Source organism: Actinobacillus indolicus (assembly GCF_004519515.1).
Classification (GTDB): Bacteria; Pseudomonadota; Gammaproteobacteria; order Enterobacterales; family Pasteurellaceae; genus Glaesserella; species Glaesserella indolica_A.
The window spans coordinates 580,497-598,949 of sequence record NZ_CP038145.1 but is presented as its reverse complement, the minus strand read 5'-3'; the positions used below and the strand labels follow the sequence as shown (position 1 = coordinate 598,949).

General features: G+C 40.8%; 18 protein-coding genes. 15 read left to right on the top strand and 3 right to left on the bottom strand.

Going from position 1 to position 18,453, the window contains the following annotated elements; translation table 11 throughout:
• Positions 1–32 precede the first annotated feature (32 nt).
• The gene (locus tag EXH44_RS02875) at positions 33–1,355 is read right to left on the bottom strand and encodes an anti-phage deoxyguanosine triphosphatase (protein WP_162856191.1); all 1,323 of its coding nucleotides are present in this window, start codon (positions 1,353–1,355) and stop codon (positions 33–35) included.
• A gap of 70 nt (positions 1,356–1,425) precedes the next feature.
• Between EXH44_RS02875 and rlmD the strand changes: the two genes are divergently transcribed.
• From rlmD to EXH44_RS02860, 3 genes are all read left to right on the top strand, one after another.
• A complete protein-coding gene (gene rlmD / locus EXH44_RS02870) occupies positions 1,426–2,745 on the top strand; it encodes a 23S rRNA (uracil(1939)-C(5))-methyltransferase RlmD (protein WP_162856190.1) in 1,320 nt (439 codons plus the stop codon).
• A 124-nt stretch (positions 2,746–2,869) separates the two neighbouring features.
• Positions 2,870–4,297: a type I glutamate--ammonia ligase gene (glnA, locus tag EXH44_RS02865; RefSeq protein WP_162856189.1), complete on the top strand. Its 1,428-nt coding sequence runs from the start codon at positions 2,870–2,872 to the stop codon at positions 4,295–4,297.
• A 62-nt stretch (positions 4,298–4,359) separates the two neighbouring features.
• A complete protein-coding gene (locus tag EXH44_RS02860) occupies positions 4,360–5,055 on the top strand; it encodes a VIT1/CCC1 transporter family protein (protein WP_162856188.1) in 696 nt (231 codons plus the stop codon).
• A 78-nt stretch (positions 5,056–5,133) separates the two neighbouring features.
• Here EXH44_RS02860 and lolE read toward each other — a convergent pair whose 3' ends face one another.
• Both lolE and lolD read right to left on the bottom strand, forming a co-directional pair.
• Complete coding sequence (lolE, locus tag EXH44_RS02855; protein WP_162856187.1) at positions 5,134–6,384, bottom strand: lipoprotein-releasing ABC transporter permease subunit LolE; 1,251 nt, start codon at positions 6,382–6,384, stop codon at positions 5,134–5,136.
• Positions 6,384–7,070 carry a lipoprotein-releasing ABC transporter ATP-binding protein LolD gene (lolD, locus tag EXH44_RS02850; RefSeq protein ID WP_162856186.1) on the bottom strand — a complete coding sequence of 229 codons (687 nt, stop codon included), beginning with the start codon at positions 7,068–7,070 and terminating at the stop codon, positions 6,384–6,386. Before lolD ends, lolE begins: the two co-directional genes overlap by 1 nt.
• A 286-nt stretch (positions 7,071–7,356) precedes the next feature.
• Between lolD and EXH44_RS02845 the strand changes: the two genes are divergently transcribed.
• The 12 genes from EXH44_RS02845 to EXH44_RS02790 all read left to right on the top strand — a co-directional run bounded on the left by EXH44_RS02845 (position 7,357) and on the right by EXH44_RS02790 (position 18,449).
• Positions 7,357–7,695: a carboxymuconolactone decarboxylase family protein gene (locus EXH44_RS02845; RefSeq protein WP_162856185.1), complete on the top strand. Its 339-nt coding sequence runs from the start codon at positions 7,357–7,359 to the stop codon at positions 7,693–7,695.
• Between the two features lie 9 nt (positions 7,696–7,704).
• Positions 7,705–8,064, top strand: coding sequence for a rhodanese-like domain-containing protein (locus EXH44_RS02840; RefSeq protein WP_162856184.1), 360 nt, complete (start codon positions 7,705–7,707; stop codon positions 8,062–8,064).
• A 208-nt stretch (positions 8,065–8,272) separates the two neighbouring features.
• A complete protein-coding gene (eno, locus tag EXH44_RS02835) occupies positions 8,273–9,583 on the top strand; it encodes a phosphopyruvate hydratase (protein WP_162856183.1) in 1,311 nt (436 codons plus the stop codon).
• Between the two features lie 117 nt (positions 9,584–9,700).
• Positions 9,701–10,117 carry a DUF2251 domain-containing protein gene (locus tag EXH44_RS02830; RefSeq protein WP_162856182.1) on the top strand — a complete coding sequence of 139 codons (417 nt, stop codon included), beginning with the start codon at positions 9,701–9,703 and terminating at the stop codon, positions 10,115–10,117.
• Between the two features lie 97 nt (positions 10,118–10,214).
• On the top strand, positions 10,215–10,859 hold the full coding sequence (gene adk, locus EXH44_RS02825) for an adenylate kinase (protein ID WP_135672903.1): 645 nt from the start codon (positions 10,215–10,217) through the stop codon (positions 10,857–10,859).
• 217 nt (positions 10,860–11,076) lie between these two features.
• Entirely contained in the window at positions 11,077–12,675 is a 1,599-nt protein-coding gene (locus EXH44_RS02820) for an ABC transporter substrate-binding protein (protein ID WP_162856181.1), read from the top strand.
• Between the two features lie 98 nt (positions 12,676–12,773).
• Entirely contained in the window at positions 12,774–13,778 is a 1,005-nt protein-coding gene (locus EXH44_RS02815) for an ABC transporter permease subunit (RefSeq protein ID WP_160442191.1), read from the top strand.
• 133 nt (positions 13,779–13,911) lie between these two features.
• Positions 13,912–14,805, top strand: a complete 894-nt coding sequence (locus EXH44_RS02810) for an ABC transporter permease subunit (protein ID WP_162856180.1) — start codon at positions 13,912–13,914, stop codon at positions 14,803–14,805.
• A gap of 10 nt (positions 14,806–14,815) precedes the next feature.
• Positions 14,816–15,799, top strand: coding sequence for a dipeptide ABC transporter ATP-binding protein (gene dppD, locus EXH44_RS02805; RefSeq protein WP_035491070.1), 984 nt, complete (start codon positions 14,816–14,818; stop codon positions 15,797–15,799).
• A gap of 13 nt (positions 15,800–15,812) precedes the next feature.
• Complete coding sequence (locus EXH44_RS02800; protein ID WP_162856179.1) at positions 15,813–16,793, top strand: peptide ABC transporter ATP-binding protein; 981 nt, start codon at positions 15,813–15,815, stop codon at positions 16,791–16,793.
• Between the two features lie 160 nt (positions 16,794–16,953).
• Positions 16,954–17,688 carry an arginine ABC transporter ATP-binding protein ArtP gene (gene artP / locus EXH44_RS02795; protein ID WP_162856178.1) on the top strand — a complete coding sequence of 245 codons (735 nt, stop codon included), beginning with the start codon at positions 16,954–16,956 and terminating at the stop codon, positions 17,686–17,688.
• 32 nt (positions 17,689–17,720) lie between these two features.
• The gene (locus tag EXH44_RS02790; protein WP_162856177.1) at positions 17,721–18,449 is read left to right on the top strand and encodes a transporter substrate-binding domain-containing protein; all 729 of its coding nucleotides are present in this window, start codon (positions 17,721–17,723) and stop codon (positions 18,447–18,449) included.
• Positions 18,450–18,453: the final 4 nt, after the last annotated feature.

The following is an 18,453-nucleotide window of genomic DNA, read 5'->3' as shown; positions in this document are numbered from 1 at the left end:
CGGACACGGTGTTCGCCCTTTTTTTTTGAAATCTACAAACTTTGATACAACTTAAACGCTTGTCCATCAGACATACTCGCAAGATAGTCGCAAATCACCCTTGGGCGTTGCAGTTCATCTGCTTGAGTCCAACGTTCCGCCACCGATTTAGGCAGTAAGCGAGTTGGATCGCAACTGAGCATATCAAACAGATCCATCAAAATTCGCTGACCTTTGTATTCCACTCGTTGCGTTTTGACATCGCAAATAACGTATTGATAGACAAAGGTTTTTAGTACATCTAACACCGCTTGTACTTCCGTTGGCAATATCGCATTAAAACGCAGTAGTGGCTCTTCAAACTCTGCGGTTTCTGTCCATTTTACATTTGTTACAAAATAATTGACTAATGCCCCAATCACATCTTTGCGTTCATAGCGGTGGCTTGAGAACAATTTTTTGCTGATATCAGGTAACATTTTTTGAATCCAAGCCGATTCACATTGAGAGAAGGCTTGTTCCGCATTTTGCCACGATTGCGGCGTGACCATTCCGCCAACAATCGCATCTTCTAAGTCGTGAACCCCATAAGCAATATCATCAGCCAATTCCATAATACTGCAATCTAAGGATTTATAACGGGTTTTGTGGGGAAGCTGTGGATCTTGGCTTATTTCAATTTGTTGAAATAACGCTCTATCTGCGACAGAAAGCGGTTCAAGCACCCAGTCAAAAAAGTGAGCGTCAGCACGGAAAATCCCCTTGCTTGTTTTTAAATCGTGCAAGTTGATATAACGGCTATTTGGAATCGCTTTTGGAGTTTGTGGCTGAGTTAAATCAATAAAGGTGGGATATTTGATGATACCCAACAAGGTGCGACGAGTCAGGTTCATTCCTGCATTTTGGGTGTAAGGCTCAAGCTGAGTGACAATGCGAAAGGACTGCGCATTCCCTTCAAAACCGCCAAAATCCTGCATTTTATAATTCAATGCCATTTCACCACCGTGTCCGAAAGGGGGATGACCGATGTCGTGGGCAAAGCATAGGGATTCCGTCAAACTACGAGAAGGTAATAAAGCGGTGAGATCTTCATTGAATTTTGCAAATTTTGGATTGGAACAGACCGCTTGAAAGCCTTGTCTATCTTCCGCCAATTTGGCTCTTAAGCTACTGCCAATTTGAGCAACTTCTAGGGAATGGGTTAAACGTGTGCGGTAAAAATCATCTTCGCCCACTGCGTGAATTTGTGTTTTGGCTTGTAAGCAACGAAAGGCTTCCGAGTGTAAAATGCGTCCCCGATCTCGTTGGAAAGGGGAACGGTGATCTTGTTCGCGTTGTTTGTCTGCAATAAAACGTGATGTCCAAGCTGAATCCATTTTATTTTCCTCCTTAGTCACGGTTTAGGCTATAATAGCGGATAATTCTTTTTGTTTAAACCTTATTCAAATGGCACTTTTTTATTCTGACAATTCTGCAAAAAAATCCGCAAAACCGACCGCTTTACAGACCTTTCATATCCAATCTTTAGACTATCAGGGATTAGGCGTGGCGAAAGTCAATGGCAAAACGTGGTTTATTGAAAATGCGTTACCGAATGAAAAGGTGGAAGCCAAGATTATTGAAGATAAACGCCAATATGGACGAGCGACAGCGGTACGATTTTTACAAAAATCCGCAGATCGCCAAACGCCATTTTGCTCAATCTATAACCAATGTGGTGGCTGTCAAATGCAACACATTCCACTGGCTTTACAGCGAGAAACCAAGCAACAGACGCTTTTTAACCGTTTACAAAAACTTCAAGCAGAGCCTATCGCATTTGAGCCAATGCTTGTCGGGCAAGGTACAAACTACCGTCGTAGAGCAAAGCTGAGTATGGCGGTTCAAAAAAATACCTTAGTGGTTGGCTTTCGCCAAGCGAATACGCAAGAGATTATCCCTCTAAATCATTGCGATATTCTTGAGCCTGAACTTAATACGCTTTTACCCAAATTACAGCAACTTTTTGCCAGTTGGAAAAATAAAAAACAGCTAGGGCATATTGAGCTGGTTCAGGCGGATAATGGGGTTGCATTGCTGTTACGCCATATCGGCGAGCTTCATTCACAAGACAGTGAAAAATTACAACGCTTTGCGGAGCAAGAAAATCTCTTGCTGTTTGTGATGACCGATAAAGATCAGATTAGCCAATGGCGTGGTGAAGTTCCTTATTATCAAATCAACAGCTTAACACTTCATTTCTCGATCCGTGATTTTATTCAAATTAACCGAGAAATGAACAAGCAAATGGTGAACAAAGCGATAGCGTGGCTCGATCTGCAACCGACAGATCGTGTGCTTGATCTCTTTTGTGGAATGGGGAATTTTACCTTGCCTATCGCACCGCTTGTGGAAGAAGTGGTTGGCATAGAAGGGGTTGAGCCGATGGTTGCACAAGCTAAACAGAATGCTCAAACAAATCAGATTAACAATGCGAAGTTCTACCAAACCGATCTGGATAAACCTTTTGTGGATCAGTCTTGGGCGAAAGCACATTTTAATAAAGTATTGTTAGATCCTGCTCGTCACGGTGCTTATTTTCTTTTAGAATATTTAAGTGAATTAAATGTCGAAAAGATTGTCTATGTATCCTGTAACCCTGCGACACTGGTTCGAGATGCTGAAAAATTGATGACACAAGGTTATCGATTAGAAAAATCAGCGATGATTGATATGTTTCCCCATACGGCGCATTTAGAATCTATCTCATTATTTGTTAAAAATTAACCATCAAAAAAACTAATCATAAAAATTAATTTTTTTCATTGATATTTCTTTTTCTTGTGGTATTTTAAAAGCGTCTAAGACAATTTTCTATTTTTTAATAACTATTTCAAAGAGGATTACCCTTATGTCTAATGCAAATGCAATTGCTCATGTAGCAAAACTGATTCGTGAAAACGACATCAAATTCGTTTTATTGAAATTTACCGATATTAAAGGTAAAGAACATGGTGTTTCATTACCTGTATCGCTTGTTGCGGATGATTTAGAAGACCTTTTTGAAGAAGGTAAAATGTTTGATGGCTCATCTGTTGAAGGTTGGAGAGCGATCAATAAAGCAGATATGCTATTGATGCCAATTCCTGAAACGGCAGCGGTAGATCCTTTCGCACGTATTCCTACATTAACTTTACGTTGTAGCATCTATGATCCAAACACAATGCAAAGTTATGATCGTGACCCACGTTCTATCGCAACTCGTGCGGAAAGCTATTTAAAATCAACGGGTGTTGCTGACAGTGTAATGTTCGGTCCAGAGCCAGAGTTCTTCTTATTTGAAGATGTGCGTTTCAGTACTGACATGAATAATGTGTCTTATCACATTGATGATATTGAAGCGGCGTGGAACACGAACCGTAAATATGAAAGTGGTAACACGGCTTATCGTCCATTGAAAAAAGGCGGTTACTGTGCTGTTGCACCTATCGACACCGCACACGATATTCGTTCTGAAATGTGCTTAATTTTAGAAGAATTTGGTCTTGTTGTTGAAGCACATCACCATGAAGTTGCAACGGCAGGTCAAAACGAAATTGCAACACGTTTTAACAACTTAACCTTAAAAGCTGATGAAACCCAAATCTATAAATATGTAGTACAAAACGTGGCGCTTGAACATGGTAAAACAGCATGCTTTATGCCAAAACCATTTGCAGGTGACAATGGATCAGGTATGCACTGTAATATGTCATTAAGCAAAGACGGTAAAAACGTCTTTATGGGCGACAAATATGCAGGACTTTCTGAAACAGCATTGTATTACATTGGCGGTATCATCAAACATGCTAAAGCATTAAATGCGTTCACAAACCCAAGCACAAACTCATATAAACGTTTAGTACCGGGTTTTGAAGCACCAGTATTATTAGCGTATTCGGCAAGTAACCGTTCTGCATCAATCCGTATTCCAGCGGTAACAAGCCCGAAAGCAACCCGTGTTGAAGCGCGCTTCCCAGATCCACTTGCTAACCCATACTTATGCTTTGCGGCATTATTAATGGCAGGTCTTGATGGTGTGATCAATAAAATCCACCCAGGCGATGCAATGGATAAAAACTTATATGATTTACCTCCTGAAGAATTAAAAGAAATTCCAGCGGTATCAAGCTCACTAGGTGAAGCGTTAGATAACTTGGAAAAAGACTATGAGTTCTTAACGCAAGGTGGCGTATTCAGTAAAGATTTCATTGATGCTTATATTTCAATGAAACGTAAAGAAGTTGAGCGTCTAAACATGACTCCACACCCAGTGGAATTTGAAATGTATTACGCATAATTTCTCTTCTATTGTAAAATGCAAGGCGACTATTTGGTCGCCTTTTTTTATCGGGATGTATTATGAAGATTAAACACGGAGAACATCATTTAAGCCACCGTAGTAATTGGTTACGTGCGGGAGTACTTGGTGCAAATGATGGCTTGATTTCAATAGCAAGCTTAATGACAGGTATGGTTGCTGCACAACCTGAATTTAATACCTTACTTCTAACTGGGGTGTCTGCCTTAGTTGGCGGTGCTATTTCTATGGCGGCAGGAGAATATGTGTCAGTATCCAGCCAAGCGGATACTGAAAAAGCAGACATGGAAATGGAGAAAAGAGAGTTAGAAATTCATCCAGAAGAAGAATTACAAGAGCTGGCGAGTATTTACCAACAACGAGGTTTAACACCTGAACTCTCCATGGAAGTCGCTAAGCAGTTAACTGCACATAATGCACTTGATGCGCATATGCGAGATGAAATTGGGATTTCAGAAGAATCATTTGCTAATCCACTTCAAGCTGCATTTTCATCAGCTGCTGCCTTTGCAGTAGGTGCAGCAATCCCTCTACTTGTCATTTTATTGCTACCAATGAATATGCTTTTAGGGGCATTGATTATTTCAACGCTCGTTGGATTAGCCTCGCTAGGGTATATTTCTGCTAAGCTTGGTGGTGCCCCTGCGTTACCTGCAATTTCCCGCATTGTTATCTGGGGTGTAATTGCAATGGGCATTACAGGGATTATTGGTAAAATTGTAGGAGTGAGTGTTTAATATACATTAAATGTTATTGAACTATGAGAGATGTGCATAGTAGACAAAATAAGTATTATTTTGTCTACTATGTCCCTATTAATGCCCACTTAACACCTTCGCAGGTTCTAATTTAGACGCTCTAATTGCAGGATAAAGGCTTGCGATTAGGCTTAAAATTAGGGTGGCGAGAAGTACCCAAACAATGTCTAGCCAATGAATTTCGCTCGGTAAAAAATCAATAAAATAGACCCCATCTGAGAGCAATTTCATTCCGATTACACTTTCAAACCATTTAATAATTGCAGTTAAATTCATTGACACAATCACACCTAACACCACGCCGAATAACGCCCCTTTCATACCTGAAATCAAACCGTACCAAAGGAAAATATGTTGAATAAAGCGGTTGTTTGCCCCTAAGGTTCGCTGAATGGCAATATCGCCCTGTTTGTCTTTGACCGCCATTACTAAAGTTGAAATGATATTAAAGCACGCCACGCCAATCACAAGTACCATCGCAATGTACATCACCGTGCGGATCAGTTGAATATCGTTGTACATATAGCCAAATTTATCAATCCACGTTTGCATATATAGTTGCTGTGGGTAATTCGCTAATTCAGGGAAGGTAATCTCTCTGACTTGAAACGGCTGTTTCACTGCTAATTCAATGCCTGTATATTGGCTTGGTTTCAGTTCTAACAGCTCTTGGGCTTTTGCAATCGGAAGCAATGCGTAACTGTGATCAAGCTGTCCGTCTAAACGCAAAATACCCGTCACCGTTAAGCTAAAACGCAAAGGTTGAGCCAATTTGCCGTCGTCAGTTGGCTGTGGCAATAACAGGGTGACTTCATCGCCAACATTAATATCCAAAGAGCGAGCAATTCCAGCCCCTAAAATTAAACCGCCCTCTTGTTTGAACGCTTGCCATTGAGCTTGTGGAATAAATTGAGTGAGCTGGCTCACTTGTTCTTGTTTGGTTGGATCTATCCCTCGAACCTGTGCAATTTTTAGCTGGCTACCGTTTTCAATCAAGCCAGTAAAGCTGACAAACGGCGATAAAGCGGTCACATTAGGGTTATCTTTTACGATATTTTCAAGGCGATCACCTTGAACAATAGTCGCTGATTTGCTTTCGCCATACGCCATAATTTCAGCGTGGGGAACAACGGAAAGCACCCGTTGATTTAGCTCTCGTTCAAACCCGTTCATCGCACTTAAGCCAATAATCAACACCGCAACGCCTAACGCAATGCCGACACTTGAAAAGAGCGAAATCAACGACACCAAGCGATTTTTCTGTTTGCCACGCTGATAACGCCAACTGATAAAAAATGGGGTATTCATCAGTTACCCTCACGCAGTACGCCGTCTTGCATAATTAAACGGCGGTTTAGTTTGTTAGCTAAATTCAAGTCGTGGGTCACTAACAGGAAAGCAATCTGCTGTTCTTGATTTAAACGCTGAATTAGCTCAAAAATACTCTCGGTTGTTTTTTGGTCGAGATTACCAGTCGGTTCATCAGCAAGGACTAACGCAGGGTTATTCACCAACGCACGAGCAATCGCAACACGCTGGCGTTCACCGCCTGATAACGCCGAAGGTCGATGGGTAATTCGGTGAGCCAATCCGACCGCTTGTAGCATTTTTTCGGCACGATCTTTGGCTTCCGTTTTATTTTGTTGCCCGATTAACATTGGCATCATCACATTTTCCAACGCAGAGAAATCCGCCATTAAGTGATGAAATTGATAGACAAAGCCCAGATGTTGATTGCGTAATTTTGCAAGGGCATTGCTACTGAGCTTTTGCAATGATTGTCCTTTGATAAAAACCTCGCCGTCACTCGGTTGATCTAAACCACCAAGGGTGTGTAACAAAGTACTTTTGCCTGAGCCAGAGCTACCAACAATCGCCACAAGTTCGCCTGCATTCATTGAAAAGGAGACATTTTTAAGCACCTGAGTAGCATTTTCGCCCTCTTGATAAAATTTGCTGATATTTTCACAGCGAAGAAGTTCGTTTGAAGACATTTTGTTTTACTTTTCAGAAAGAAATTATTGTGTTTCATCTTAAACAAAAAACGTGGCGGACGCCACCTGAAAACAGCAGGTATTATGTAGTACCTGCTCAAACATTTAATTTTTTCGTAGGGGCAGGGTTTATCCCTGCCCGAATATCAGAACTTACGGGCGGGGATAAACCCCGCCCCTACATAAATTTTCCTAACATTAACTTTTGTGCTATTGCTACATAATATCGGAAAACAGTAGAATTGAACTAGCACTCTACTTCTATTAATAATCGGAGAAAATTATTATGTCATTTCAAAATTGGACAGAGCATACTGCTCACGTTAAAAAATCATTCGGTGAATTAGGTAAAAAACACCCTAAAATGTTACAAGCCTACATCAGCTTAGATCAAGCCGCAGCTACCGAAGCCTTAGATGAGAAAACCCGTGAACTCATTGCTATTGCTGTTGCTATCACAACTCGATGTGAAAGTTGTATCAGCGTTCACGCCGAAAAAGCAGCAAAAGCAGGTGCAACGGAAAGTGAAATTGCAGGGGCATTAGCCACAGCGATTGCCTTAAATGCAGGGGCTGCTTACACTTATGCATTAAGAGCCTTAGAAGCGGTTGAAGAACAAAAATAGGTTAGCCCAATGAAAACATTGACTTCCTTAGCCGTTGCGTTAATCGGTTTAGCCGTGATTGAACCTAGCTTTGCCACTGAACCCCAAACCGTTCAAACACAAGGGCAAAAAGCAAAAGGGATTTGGATTGATGTTCGTAGTGCAGAAGAATACCAAGCAGGGCATTTAGAAGGGGCATTAAATGTGCCACATACGGATATTGCTACTCAGATTGCGAAAATCAGTCCAAATAAAGATGAGCCGATTAATGTATATTGCCGTTCAGGAAGACGCTCCGAACTAGCCTTAAATGAATTGAAAAAATTAGGTTATACCAACGTTACCAATCAGGGCGGTTATACTGAATTGTTGCAAAAAGGCGTCAAGTAAGCGGTACGATTTCATTCAACATTTACACGAAAGGCAATATTTCTACAATGTTGCCTTTTTTGTATGTCACAAAATGCCTTGTTCGATCAAATAACCCATAATTTTTTGTGAAGTACATCACTTTTTTACAAGACAAAACCCTAAAATCCCATTACTATATACACGTTTTTTCAACATTAACTATTAACTCTCATAGAGGATATTAACAATGGCAAAAATCGTTAAAGTAATTGGTCGTGAAATCATTGACTCTCGTGGTAACCCAACTGTTGAAGCTGAAGTTCACCTTGAAGGTGGTTTTGTTGGTTTAGCAGCTGCTCCATCAGGTGCATCAACAGGTTCACGCGAAGCATTAGAATTACGTGATGGCGACAAAGCACGTTTCTTAGGTAAAGGTGTATTAAAAGCTGTTTCTGCAGTAAACAACGAAATTGCTAATGCAATCGTAGGTAAAGATGCATCTAACCAAGCTGAGATCGACCAAATTATGATCGACTTAGATGGTACAGAAAACAAATCCAAATTTGGTGCAAACGCAATTTTAGCGGTTTCTTTAGCAAATGCGAAAGCTGCTGCTGCATCAAAAGGTTTACCACTTTATGCGCACATTGCAGAGCTTAACGGTACTCCAGGCGTGTACTCTATGCCATTACCAATGATGAACATCATCAACGGTGGTGAGCACGCGGACAACAATGTTGATATCCAAGAATTTATGATTCAACCAGTGGGGGCATCAACATTAAAAGAAGCACTTCGTATCGGTGCTGAAGTATTCCACAACTTAGCTAAAGTATTAAAAGCGAAAGGCTTAAATACCGCTGTGGGTGACGAAGGTGGTTTCGCTCCAAACTTAGCGTCTAACGCAGACGCATTAGCGTGTATCAAAGAAGCGGTAGAAAAAGCAGGTTATGTTTTAGGTAAAGATGTAACTTTAGCAATGGACTGTGCGTCTTCTGAGTTCTACAACAAAGACAACGGTTTATATGAAATGAAAGGTGAAGGTAAATCATTCACTTCTCAAGAATTTACTCACTACTTAGAAGGTTTATGCAAAGAGTACCCAATCGTGTCTATCGAAGATGGTCAAGATGAGTCAGACTGGGAAGGTTTCGCATACCAAACTAAAGTATTAGGTGACAAAGTTCAATTAGTAGGTGACGACTTATTCGTAACCAATACTAAGATCTTAAGCCGTGGTATCGAAAATGGTATCGCAAACTCAATCTTAATCAAATTCAACCAAATCGGTTCATTAACTGAAACTTTAGCTGCAATCAAAATGGCTAAAGATGCAGGTTACACAGCGGTTATTTCACACCGTTCTGGCGAAACTGAAGATGCAACAATCGCTGATTTAGCAGTTGGTACAGCAGCAGGTCAAATCAAAACAGGTTCAATGAGCCGTTCAGACCGTGTTGCGAAATACAACCAATTAATCCGTATCGAAGAAGCATTAGCTGCAGCAGGTACACCAGCACCTTTCAACGGTCGTAAAGAAGTGAAAGGTCAAGCATAATTTGCGTTGATTTATTGAATATAGCCACCTTGAGAAATTGAGGTGGCTTTTTTGTTAAAGCATTACCGCTACAAGCGGTAAGATTTTGATAAAAATTTGCAAAATAGGAAAAGAACAATGCTCTATTCAGTCCTAAACGATCATATTACGCTCGGCACGCCCTATCGCAACGGTGCTCATTCCATTAAACACGAGCATTTAGTTGTGATGTTTGAAGATGATGGCGAAACAGGTTATTTCTATGCAATGGATTTACATCAAGAAGCTCAACCTGTGGTCGATAGCTTATTTGTCTACCGTGTCAGCGATGTCAAACCCGAAACCCTAAAAGAGCCACGCCGTTTTCAGATCTGTTGGTCAGATGATGGCTACAAAGCATTTTTGCTGTTAAATGATTATCCACATGCTGTGTTTGATTTCCGTGAATTTGTTGGCTATAACCATACCAAATTCCCTGAACCCGAATTAGGCAGTATGTGGCGACACAAAGAAACGACACAAGAATTAGTTGAGAAATGGTTAATCGGTCAATAATGATAAATATCAATATTGTCGATAAATCTGATTGCAATTTTGAGCGGTAATCGGTAAGGTTACCACTTAATTATTTTTTACTGTTAGAGGTTTTCCTATGAAAATTATCCTGTTAGGTGCACCGGGTGCAGGTAAAGGCACTCAAGCTCAATTTATGATGAATAAATTCGGTATCCCACAAATTTCAACGGGCGATATGTTCCGCGCTGCGATTAAGGAAGGAACTGAACTTGGTAAACAAGCAAAAGCATTAATGGACGAAGGTAAATTAGTACCTGATGAACTAACGGTTGCATTAGTGAAAGATAGAATTGCTCAACCTGATTGTGCAAACGGCTTTTTATTAGATGGCTTCCCACGTACTATCCCACAAGCCGATGCATTAAAAGAGGCTGGCGTAAAAATTGACTTCGTACTTGAATTTGATGTGGCAGATGAAGTCATTGTAGAACGTATGAGCGGCCGTCGTGTTCACCAACCTTCAGGCCGTACTTATCACGTGGTTTATAATCCGCCAAAAGTGGAAGGCAAAGATGATGTGACAGGTGAAGATTTAATCATTCGTCAAGATGATAAACCTGAAACCGTATTAGAACGTTTAGCCATTTATCATAAACAAACCAAGCCATTGATTGCTTACTATACCGCTGAAGCAGAGGCAGGTAATACCCAATATCATCGTTTAGATGGTACACAGCCAGTTGAAGCAGTAAGTGCAGAGTTAAATAAAATTTTAGGCTAATCTGCAAAAAATTAACAAAAACTGACCGCTTGTTTAGATTTCAGCGGTCTTTTTGTTTTAAAAATCTGTGAAGTGGTTAAAATTTTGTAAAAAAATAGTAAAAAGATACTTCTTGCATAAAAAAAAGTATTGCGATTCATAAAAAAACTTGTATATTTCGAATGGCTGGGCAACCGTTTAGCCCCAACTAGCACAAAAATACTTTTGGAGTGAAATAATGAAAAAACTAGCACAACTTTCTTTAGTGGCTTTAGCTGTTGCTGCATCAAGCACAGCAATGGCATCAACAAAAACATTTATCTATTGTATGGAAGCATCGCCTTCTTTCTTTAACCCACAATTTGGTACAGATGGTCCAACGCTAGATGCCTCTGGGCAAGCTATCTTTAACCGTCTAACCGATTTTCAGCCAGGTGAAACCAATGTTGTGCCTTCATTAGCAGAAAAATGGGATGTATCTGAAGATGGTAAAACCTACACATTCCACCTCCGTAAAGGTGTGAAATTCCATGAAACAAAAGATTTCAAACCAAGTCGTGATTTTAATGCGGATGACGTGCTTTTCTCATTTAATCGTCAATTAGACCCTAACCACCCATATCACAAAGTTTCTGGCGGTAACTACGAATACTTTATCGGCATGGATATGCAAAATATCATCGATAAAGTGGAAAAAGTAGATGATTATACCGTTAAAATCAGCTTAAAAGTGCCAAATGCACCATTCCTTGCTAACTTAGCGATGGACTTTGCTTCTATTTTATCTGCAGAATATGCTGATAACATGTTAAAAGCGGGAACACCAGAAAAAGTGGATAACAACCCAGTTGGAACTGGTCCTTTCCAATTTGTAGATTACCAAAAAGATGCACAAGTACGTTATAAAGCGTTTGAAAACTACTGGCAAGGTAAAGCGAAAATTGATCGCTTAGTCTTCTCAATCACGCCTGATGCGTCGGTGCGTTATGCGAAACTGCAAAAAGGCGAATGCCATGCTGCGCCGTATCCAAATCCAGCGGATATTGAAAAATTAAAAAATGATCCAAACGTGACACTCATGAGCCAACCAGGCTTAAACGTGGGTTATTTGAACTTTAATACACAAAAAGCGCCATTTGATAATGTGAAAGTTCGCCAAGCACTAAGCTATGCAATCAATAAAGATGCAATTTTAGAAGCGGTTTACCAAGGTTCTGGTCAAAAAGCGAAAAACCCAATTCCACCAACAATGTGGAGCTATAATGATGCCGTACAAGATTATGAATATAATCCTGAAAAAGCGAAAGCATTATTAAAAGAAGCTGGACTTGAACAAGGTTTTGAAACAGACTTATGGGCAATGCCAGTCTCTCGTCCATATAACCCGAATGCTCGCCGTATGGCAGAACTTATTCAAGAAGACTGGAAAAAAGTGGGCGTAAATGCCAAAATTGTCAGCTACGAATGGGGTGAATACATCAAACGTATGCGTTCTGGTGATCACCAAACAGGTATGATGGGTTGGAATGGTGACAATGGTGACCCAGATAACTTCTTGAATACCTTATTAAGCTGTGCAGCAGTTGAGCAAGGTTCTAACTATGCGAAATTCTGTCACAAACCGTTTAATGATGTCGTAACACAAGCGGCTCAAGAAATTAATCATGAAAAACGTGTAGAGCTTTATAAACAAGCTCAAGTGATTTTCAAAGAACAAGCACCATGGGTAACGATTGCACACTCAACAACGTACTTCCCTGTACGTAAAGAAGTTACTGGTTATAAAGTGAGTCCATTCTCATTACATAACTTCTATGGTGTAGATTTAGCGAAATAATTCTAGCTAATGCCTATTTAGGCAATATTGAAAGCGGTGAGATTTTGCAAAAGATTTGTAATATCTCACCGCTTGTAGTTAAAAATAGAGAATACTGAATGTTTCAATTTATTCTTAAACGTATTTTAATGGTTATCCCAACCTTTATTGCGATAACCTTGATTACCTTTGCTCTCGTGCATTTAATCCCAGGTGATCCGATTGAGATCCGAATGGGTGAACGTGGTTTAACCCCCGAAGTTCACGCACAGATGATGGCACAGCTTGGCTTAGATCTTCCGTTACACGAACAATACTTTAATTATATCAAGGGTGTATTTCAGGGGGATTTAGGTAATTCGTTTCGTAATAACGAACCTGTACTGAAAGAATTTTTCACCCTTTTCCCTGCAACCGTGGAGTTAGCCTTTTTTGCTCTGTTGTGGTCGTTGGTTGCTGGTATTTTGTTTGGTGTGATTGCGGCGGTGAAGAAAGAGTCGTGGCTTTCCCACGCTATTTCGTCGATCTCTTTAACAGGCTATTCAATGCCGATCTTCTGGTGGGGCTTAATTTTAATTCTGTATTTTTCAACGCCATTAGGCTTGCCAGCCTCAGGGCGTTTACCAGCAGAATACTGGATCGAAGCCGAAACTGGCTTTATGTTGATTGATACTTGGAATTCTGACGAACCAGGCGCATTTGTTGCGGCGATTAAATCGTTGATTTTGCCTGCGATTGTACTTGGTACTATTCCATTAGCCATTATTACCCGTATGACCCGTTCTTCAATGTTGGAAGTGTTAGGCGAAGATTATATCCGCACCGCCAAAGCGAAAGGGTTAAACACAACACGTATTGTGATTATCCACGCCTTGCGTAATGCGTTAATTCCAGTGGTAACGGTGGTCGGTTTAATTGTGGGGCAACTGTTATCAGGGGCAGTTTTAACCGAAAACATTTTCTCTTGGCCGGGGATCGGAAAATGGATTATTGATGCGATCAACTCACGAGATTACCCTGTGCTACAAGGTTCGGTGTTGATTATTGCTACCTTGATTATTTTAGTGAATTTAACCGTAGATTTAATTTACGGCGTGGTTAATCCACGGATTAGACATACTTAAAAGAGAATTCCCTTTTTCAAAGAAATGTAGGGGCGGACCGACGTGTCCGCCCGAAAACAACAAAATTATATGGGCGGACACACCGGTCCGCCCCTACGAATATTAGGAATAGATTTATTTGTTGGAGTAATAAATGTCTTCTCAAGTAGAAACAACCTCACCAGCCCCACTAACGCCTTTACAAGAATTTTGGCTCTATTTCCGCCAAAATAAAGGGGCGGTGATTGGTTTAACTTTTATTGTGATTGTTGGGCTTGCCTGCATTTTTGCAGAGTTTGTCGCCCCTTTCGATCCTATTGTGCAAAACCGCAGTGCATTACTGTTACCGCCGGCGTGGTTTGAAGGCGGTAATTCTGCCTATTTACTCGGTACAGACGACATTGGGCGTGATATTCTTTCTCGTATTATTTATGGTGCAAGATTATCGATTTTTATCGGTCTGTTGATCGTAGTGATGTCCTGTATTCTGGGAGTCATTTTAGGTTTATTGGCGGGTTATTATGGCGGCACTATTGATATCGTGATTATGCGTTTTGTCGATATTATGCTTGCTATTCCAAGCCTATTATTAACCATCGGCGTTGTTACAATTCTTGGACCTTCGCTACTGAATGCGGCGATTGCGATTGCTGTGGTGTCTATTCCAAGCTATGTGCGTTTAACCCGTGCTTCCGTATTAAGTGAAAAAAACCGTGATTATGTGACCGCTTCCCGTGTGGCTGGAGCTGGCGTATGGCGTTTGATGTTTATTGTGATTTTGCCAAACTGTTTGGCACCGCTGATTGTCCAGATGACAATGGGGATCTCTAATGCGATTTTAGAACTGGCTGCACTCGGCTTCTTGGGTATCGGCGCACAGCCACCGACACCAGAACTTGGCACAATGCTTGCTGAATCTCGTGGTTTTATGCAATCGGCAAACTGGTTAGTGACTATCCCAGGTTTAGCGATTCTATCTCTCGTGCTTGCCTTTAACTTAATGGGTGACGGCTTGCGTGATGCACTTGATCCAAAATTAAAACAGTAAGGGGAACGAAATGGCATTATTAAAAGTAGATGAACTTTCCGTTCACTTTGGCGATAAAAAAGCCCCGTTTAGAGCAGTGGATCGAGTAAGTTATGAAGTCAATGAAGGCGAAGTGTTAGGTATTGTGGGCGAGTCAGGTTCCGGTAAATCGGTCAGTTCTCTTGCAATTATGGGGTTAATTGATTTCCCTGGACGTGTAATGGCAAATTCGTTACGTTTCAACGGACATAATCTGCTTGATTTAAAACCAAAAGAGAAGCAGAAAATTGTCGGTGCTGATGTGGCGATGATTTTCCAAGATGCAATGACAAGCCTGAACCCAAGTTACACTGTGGGTTATCAAATTATGGAAGCCTTGAAAGTTCACCAAGGCGGTTCAAAAGCGTGGCGAAAAGAGCGTGCGATTGAATTATTGACGATGGTTGGTATTCCTGACCCAACATCTCGTTTAGAGGTCTATCCGCACCAACTTTCAGGCGGTATGAGCCAACGTGTGATGATCGCCATGGCGATTGCTTGTAACCCCAAATTATTGATTGCTGACGAGCCGACAACGGCGTTAGATGTGACTATTCAAGCGCAAATTATTGATTTATTGCTTGAGTTGCAACGCAAAGAAAATATGGCGTTGATTTTGATTACCCACGATTTAGCCTTAGTCGCCGAGTCGGCTCACCGCATTATCGTGATGTATGCAGGGCAAGTGGTGGAAGAAGGCAAATCTGAACAGATTTTCAAATCACCGCTTCACCCTTATACCCAAGCGTTATTAAAAGCACTGCCTGAGTTTGCGGAAGGTAAATCTCGCTTGCAGTCACTACCGGGTGTCGTACCGGGTAAATATGACCGTCCGCAAGGTTGCTTGCTCAACCCACGCTGTCCGTATGCAACGGATTTATGCCGACAAAAAGAGCCAGAGCTACGCACGGTAAACGGCAGACAAGTGAAATGCCATACGCCGTTGAATGAAAGTGGATTGCCACAACCAATTTAGTAAGAAGATAAATATGCAAAACAATACCCAAAACCCACCGCTTCTCAATGCGGTGGATCTCAAAAAATACTACCCTGTAAAAAAGGGAATGTTTAGCAAGCCGAAACTGGTAAAAGCGGTGGACGGCGTTTCTTTTACCCTTGAACGTGGCAAAACCCTTGCTGTGGTGGGCGAATCGGGCTGTGGTAAATCAACTTTAGGGCGTATGCTCACCATGATTGAACCACCAACAGAAGGGGAATTGTTCTACAACGGACAAAATTTCTTAGTCAGCGATACGGAAACGGAAAAATTACGCCGTAAGAAAATCCAGATCGTTTTCCAGAACCCTTATGCGTCGCTTAATCCACGTAAAAAAGTCGGGGCAATTTTAGAAGAACCTCTGCTTATTAATACCGAATTGTCTGCACAAGAGCGTAAGGCACAAGTGTTAGAAATGATGGCAAAAGTGGGGTTAAAACCTGAGTTTTATGACCGCTATCCTCATATGTTCTCAGGCGGACAACGCCAACGTATTGCAATAGCCCGAGGTTTAATGCTGAAACCTGATATTGTGGTGGCAGATGAACCTGTGTCGGCTCTTGACGTATCTGTCCGTGCACAAGTATTAAACTTGATGATGGATTTACAAGAAGAGCTTGGACTGTCCTATGTATTTATCTCTCACGATTTATCGGTGGTAGAGCATATTGCCGATGAAGTGATGGTAATGTATTTAGGGCGTTGTGTAGAACAAGGCAACACCAAGGATATCTTCGGCAACCCACGCCACCCTTATACCCAAGCCTTGCTATCAGCCACGCCACGTTTGGAAGCGGAACATCGCCGTGAGCGAATAAAACTTACAGGCGAATTGCCAAGTCCGCTTAATCCACCGAAAGGCTGTGCCTTCCACGCTCGTTGCCGTTTAGCGACAGAACGTTGTAAGCAAGAACGCCCAGAGCTAAAAACCTATGAAAATGGCACAAAGATAGCCTGTTTTATGGTGGAATAACGTTTTATTCATTCGTCACATGATACAAGCGGTACGATTTTGCAAAAATTTTGCAATCGTACCGTTTCTTTTTGAAAAATTTGTAAAAATCACTTGCATAGTTATGCAATAAAATCTAATATCTATTCAAACTTAGAGATATGTATAGGATTTAACTTAAATGGCTATTCGCATTAGTGATGTCAATTTCTTTTACGGCTCAAGCCAAGCCTTATTTGACATTAATTTGAATATTGAAAAAGGGGATACTGTTGTTTTACTTGGCCCAAGTGGCGCAGGGAAAAGTACCTTAATTCGCACCTTAAATTTAATGGAAGTCCCACAGTCTGGTCAGCTTGAAATTGCAAATCATAAGTTTGATCTGACCGCTAAAACAGATGCTAAACAAGTGGCATTATTGCGTAAAGAAGTGGGTATGGTATTTCAGCAATACCATTTATGGCCACATTTAAGTGTCATGCAGAACTTGATTGAAGCCCCAATGAAAGTGTTGGGTTTAACGAAAGAGCAAGCAATAGAAAGAGCCAAAGGTTTGTTAGCACGTTTGCAACTTACGGCATTTGCAGAACGTTTCCCATTACAGCTTTCAGGCGGTCAGCAACAGCGTGTCGCGATTGCAAGAGCCTTGATGATGCAGCCACAAGTTTTATTATTTGATGAACCAACGGCTGCACTTGACCCTGAAATTACAGCTCAAGTTGTTGATATTATTAAAGAATTACAAAACACAGGAATTACACAGGTTATTGTGACTCATGAAGTTTCTGTTGCGCGTAAAGTTGCCACTAAAGTGGTTTATATGGAACAAGGTAAAATTGTAGAGATGGGTGACTCAAGCTGTTTTGAACAACCTAAAACAACCCAATTTGCACAATATCTTTCCCATTCAGATTAATAACAAAATTTAGATTAATAGGAGTTTATCTTATGAAAAAATTATTTTTAGCGACCGTATTAGCGGCAACAACATTCTCAGCTTATGCAAATGACAAAATTACGTTTGCTATGGAGCCAAGCTATCCACCGTTTGAACTCACCAATGAAAAAGGTGAAATTATTGGCTTTGATGTAGATGTTGCAAATGCTATTTGTAAAGAAATCCAAGCAACCTGTGAATTCAAAGCACAAGCATTTGATGCGTTGATCCCTAGCTTAATTAAAGGTCGTGGTGGTTTTGATGCTGCCATTTCAGCGATTGATATTACAGAAGCGCGTAAAAAACAAGTTGCCTTCTCTGACCCATACTATGAAAGTTCTGCAAGCTTTATCGCATTAAAAGGTAAAGCAGATTTAACAACAGCAAAAACTGTCGGTGTTCAAAATGGTACAACCTATCAACAATACGCTAATGCTGAAGCAAAACAATACCAAGCAAAATCTTATGCAAGCTTACAAGATGCGATTTTAGACTTAAAAAATGGTCGTATTGATTTAATCTTCGGTGATACAGATGTATTAAGAGATATTTTAGGTAAAACACCTGAAGCAGATTTTGTTGGCGAAAAAGTGACAGATAAGCGCTACTTCAACAACGGTTTAGGTATTGCAGTAAAACAATCAAATACCGCTTTAGTTGAAAAATTAAACAAAGGTATTGCTGCAATCAAAGCAAGTGGTGAATATCAAAAAATTTATGATAAATGGATGACTAAATAATCAT

Coding starts and splice junctions, on each gene's coding strand:
- adk (WP_135672903.1), top strand. CDS start 10,215: ATGAAAATTATCCTGTTAGGTGCACCGGGTGCAGGTAAAGGCACTCAA.
- EXH44_RS02815 (WP_160442191.1), top strand. CDS start 12,774: ATGTTTCAATTTATTCTTAAACGTATTTTAATGGTTATCCCAACCTTT.
- EXH44_RS02830 (WP_162856182.1), top strand. CDS start 9,701: ATGCTCTATTCAGTCCTAAACGATCATATTACGCTCGGCACGCCCTAT.
- rlmD (WP_162856190.1), top strand. CDS start 1,426: ATGGCACTTTTTTATTCTGACAATTCTGCAAAAAAATCCGCAAAACCG.
- EXH44_RS02840 (WP_162856184.1), top strand. CDS start 7,705: ATGAAAACATTGACTTCCTTAGCCGTTGCGTTAATCGGTTTAGCCGTG.
- EXH44_RS02875 (WP_162856191.1), bottom strand. CDS start 1,355: ATGGATTCAGCTTGGACATCACGTTTTATTGCAGACAAACAACGCGAA.
- EXH44_RS02820 (WP_162856181.1), top strand. CDS start 11,077: ATGAAAAAACTAGCACAACTTTCTTTAGTGGCTTTAGCTGTTGCTGCA.
- EXH44_RS02810 (WP_162856180.1), top strand. CDS start 13,912: ATGTCTTCTCAAGTAGAAACAACCTCACCAGCCCCACTAACGCCTTTA.
- lolD (WP_162856186.1), bottom strand. CDS start 7,070: ATGTCTTCAAACGAACTTCTTCGCTGTGAAAATATCAGCAAATTTTAT.
- eno (WP_162856183.1), top strand. CDS start 8,273: ATGGCAAAAATCGTTAAAGTAATTGGTCGTGAAATCATTGACTCTCGT.
- lolE (WP_162856187.1), bottom strand. CDS start 6,384: ATGAATACCCCATTTTTTATCAGTTGGCGTTATCAGCGTGGCAAACAG.
- EXH44_RS02800 (WP_162856179.1), top strand. CDS start 15,813: ATGCAAAACAATACCCAAAACCCACCGCTTCTCAATGCGGTGGATCTC.
- EXH44_RS02845 (WP_162856185.1), top strand. CDS start 7,357: ATGTCATTTCAAAATTGGACAGAGCATACTGCTCACGTTAAAAAATCA.
- EXH44_RS02860 (WP_162856188.1), top strand. CDS start 4,360: ATGAAGATTAAACACGGAGAACATCATTTAAGCCACCGTAGTAATTGG.
- dppD (WP_035491070.1), top strand. CDS start 14,816: ATGGCATTATTAAAAGTAGATGAACTTTCCGTTCACTTTGGCGATAAA.
- artP (WP_162856178.1), top strand. CDS start 16,954: ATGGCTATTCGCATTAGTGATGTCAATTTCTTTTACGGCTCAAGCCAA.
- glnA (WP_162856189.1), top strand. CDS start 2,870: ATGTCTAATGCAAATGCAATTGCTCATGTAGCAAAACTGATTCGTGAA.
- EXH44_RS02790 (WP_162856177.1), top strand. CDS start 17,721: ATGAAAAAATTATTTTTAGCGACCGTATTAGCGGCAACAACATTCTCA.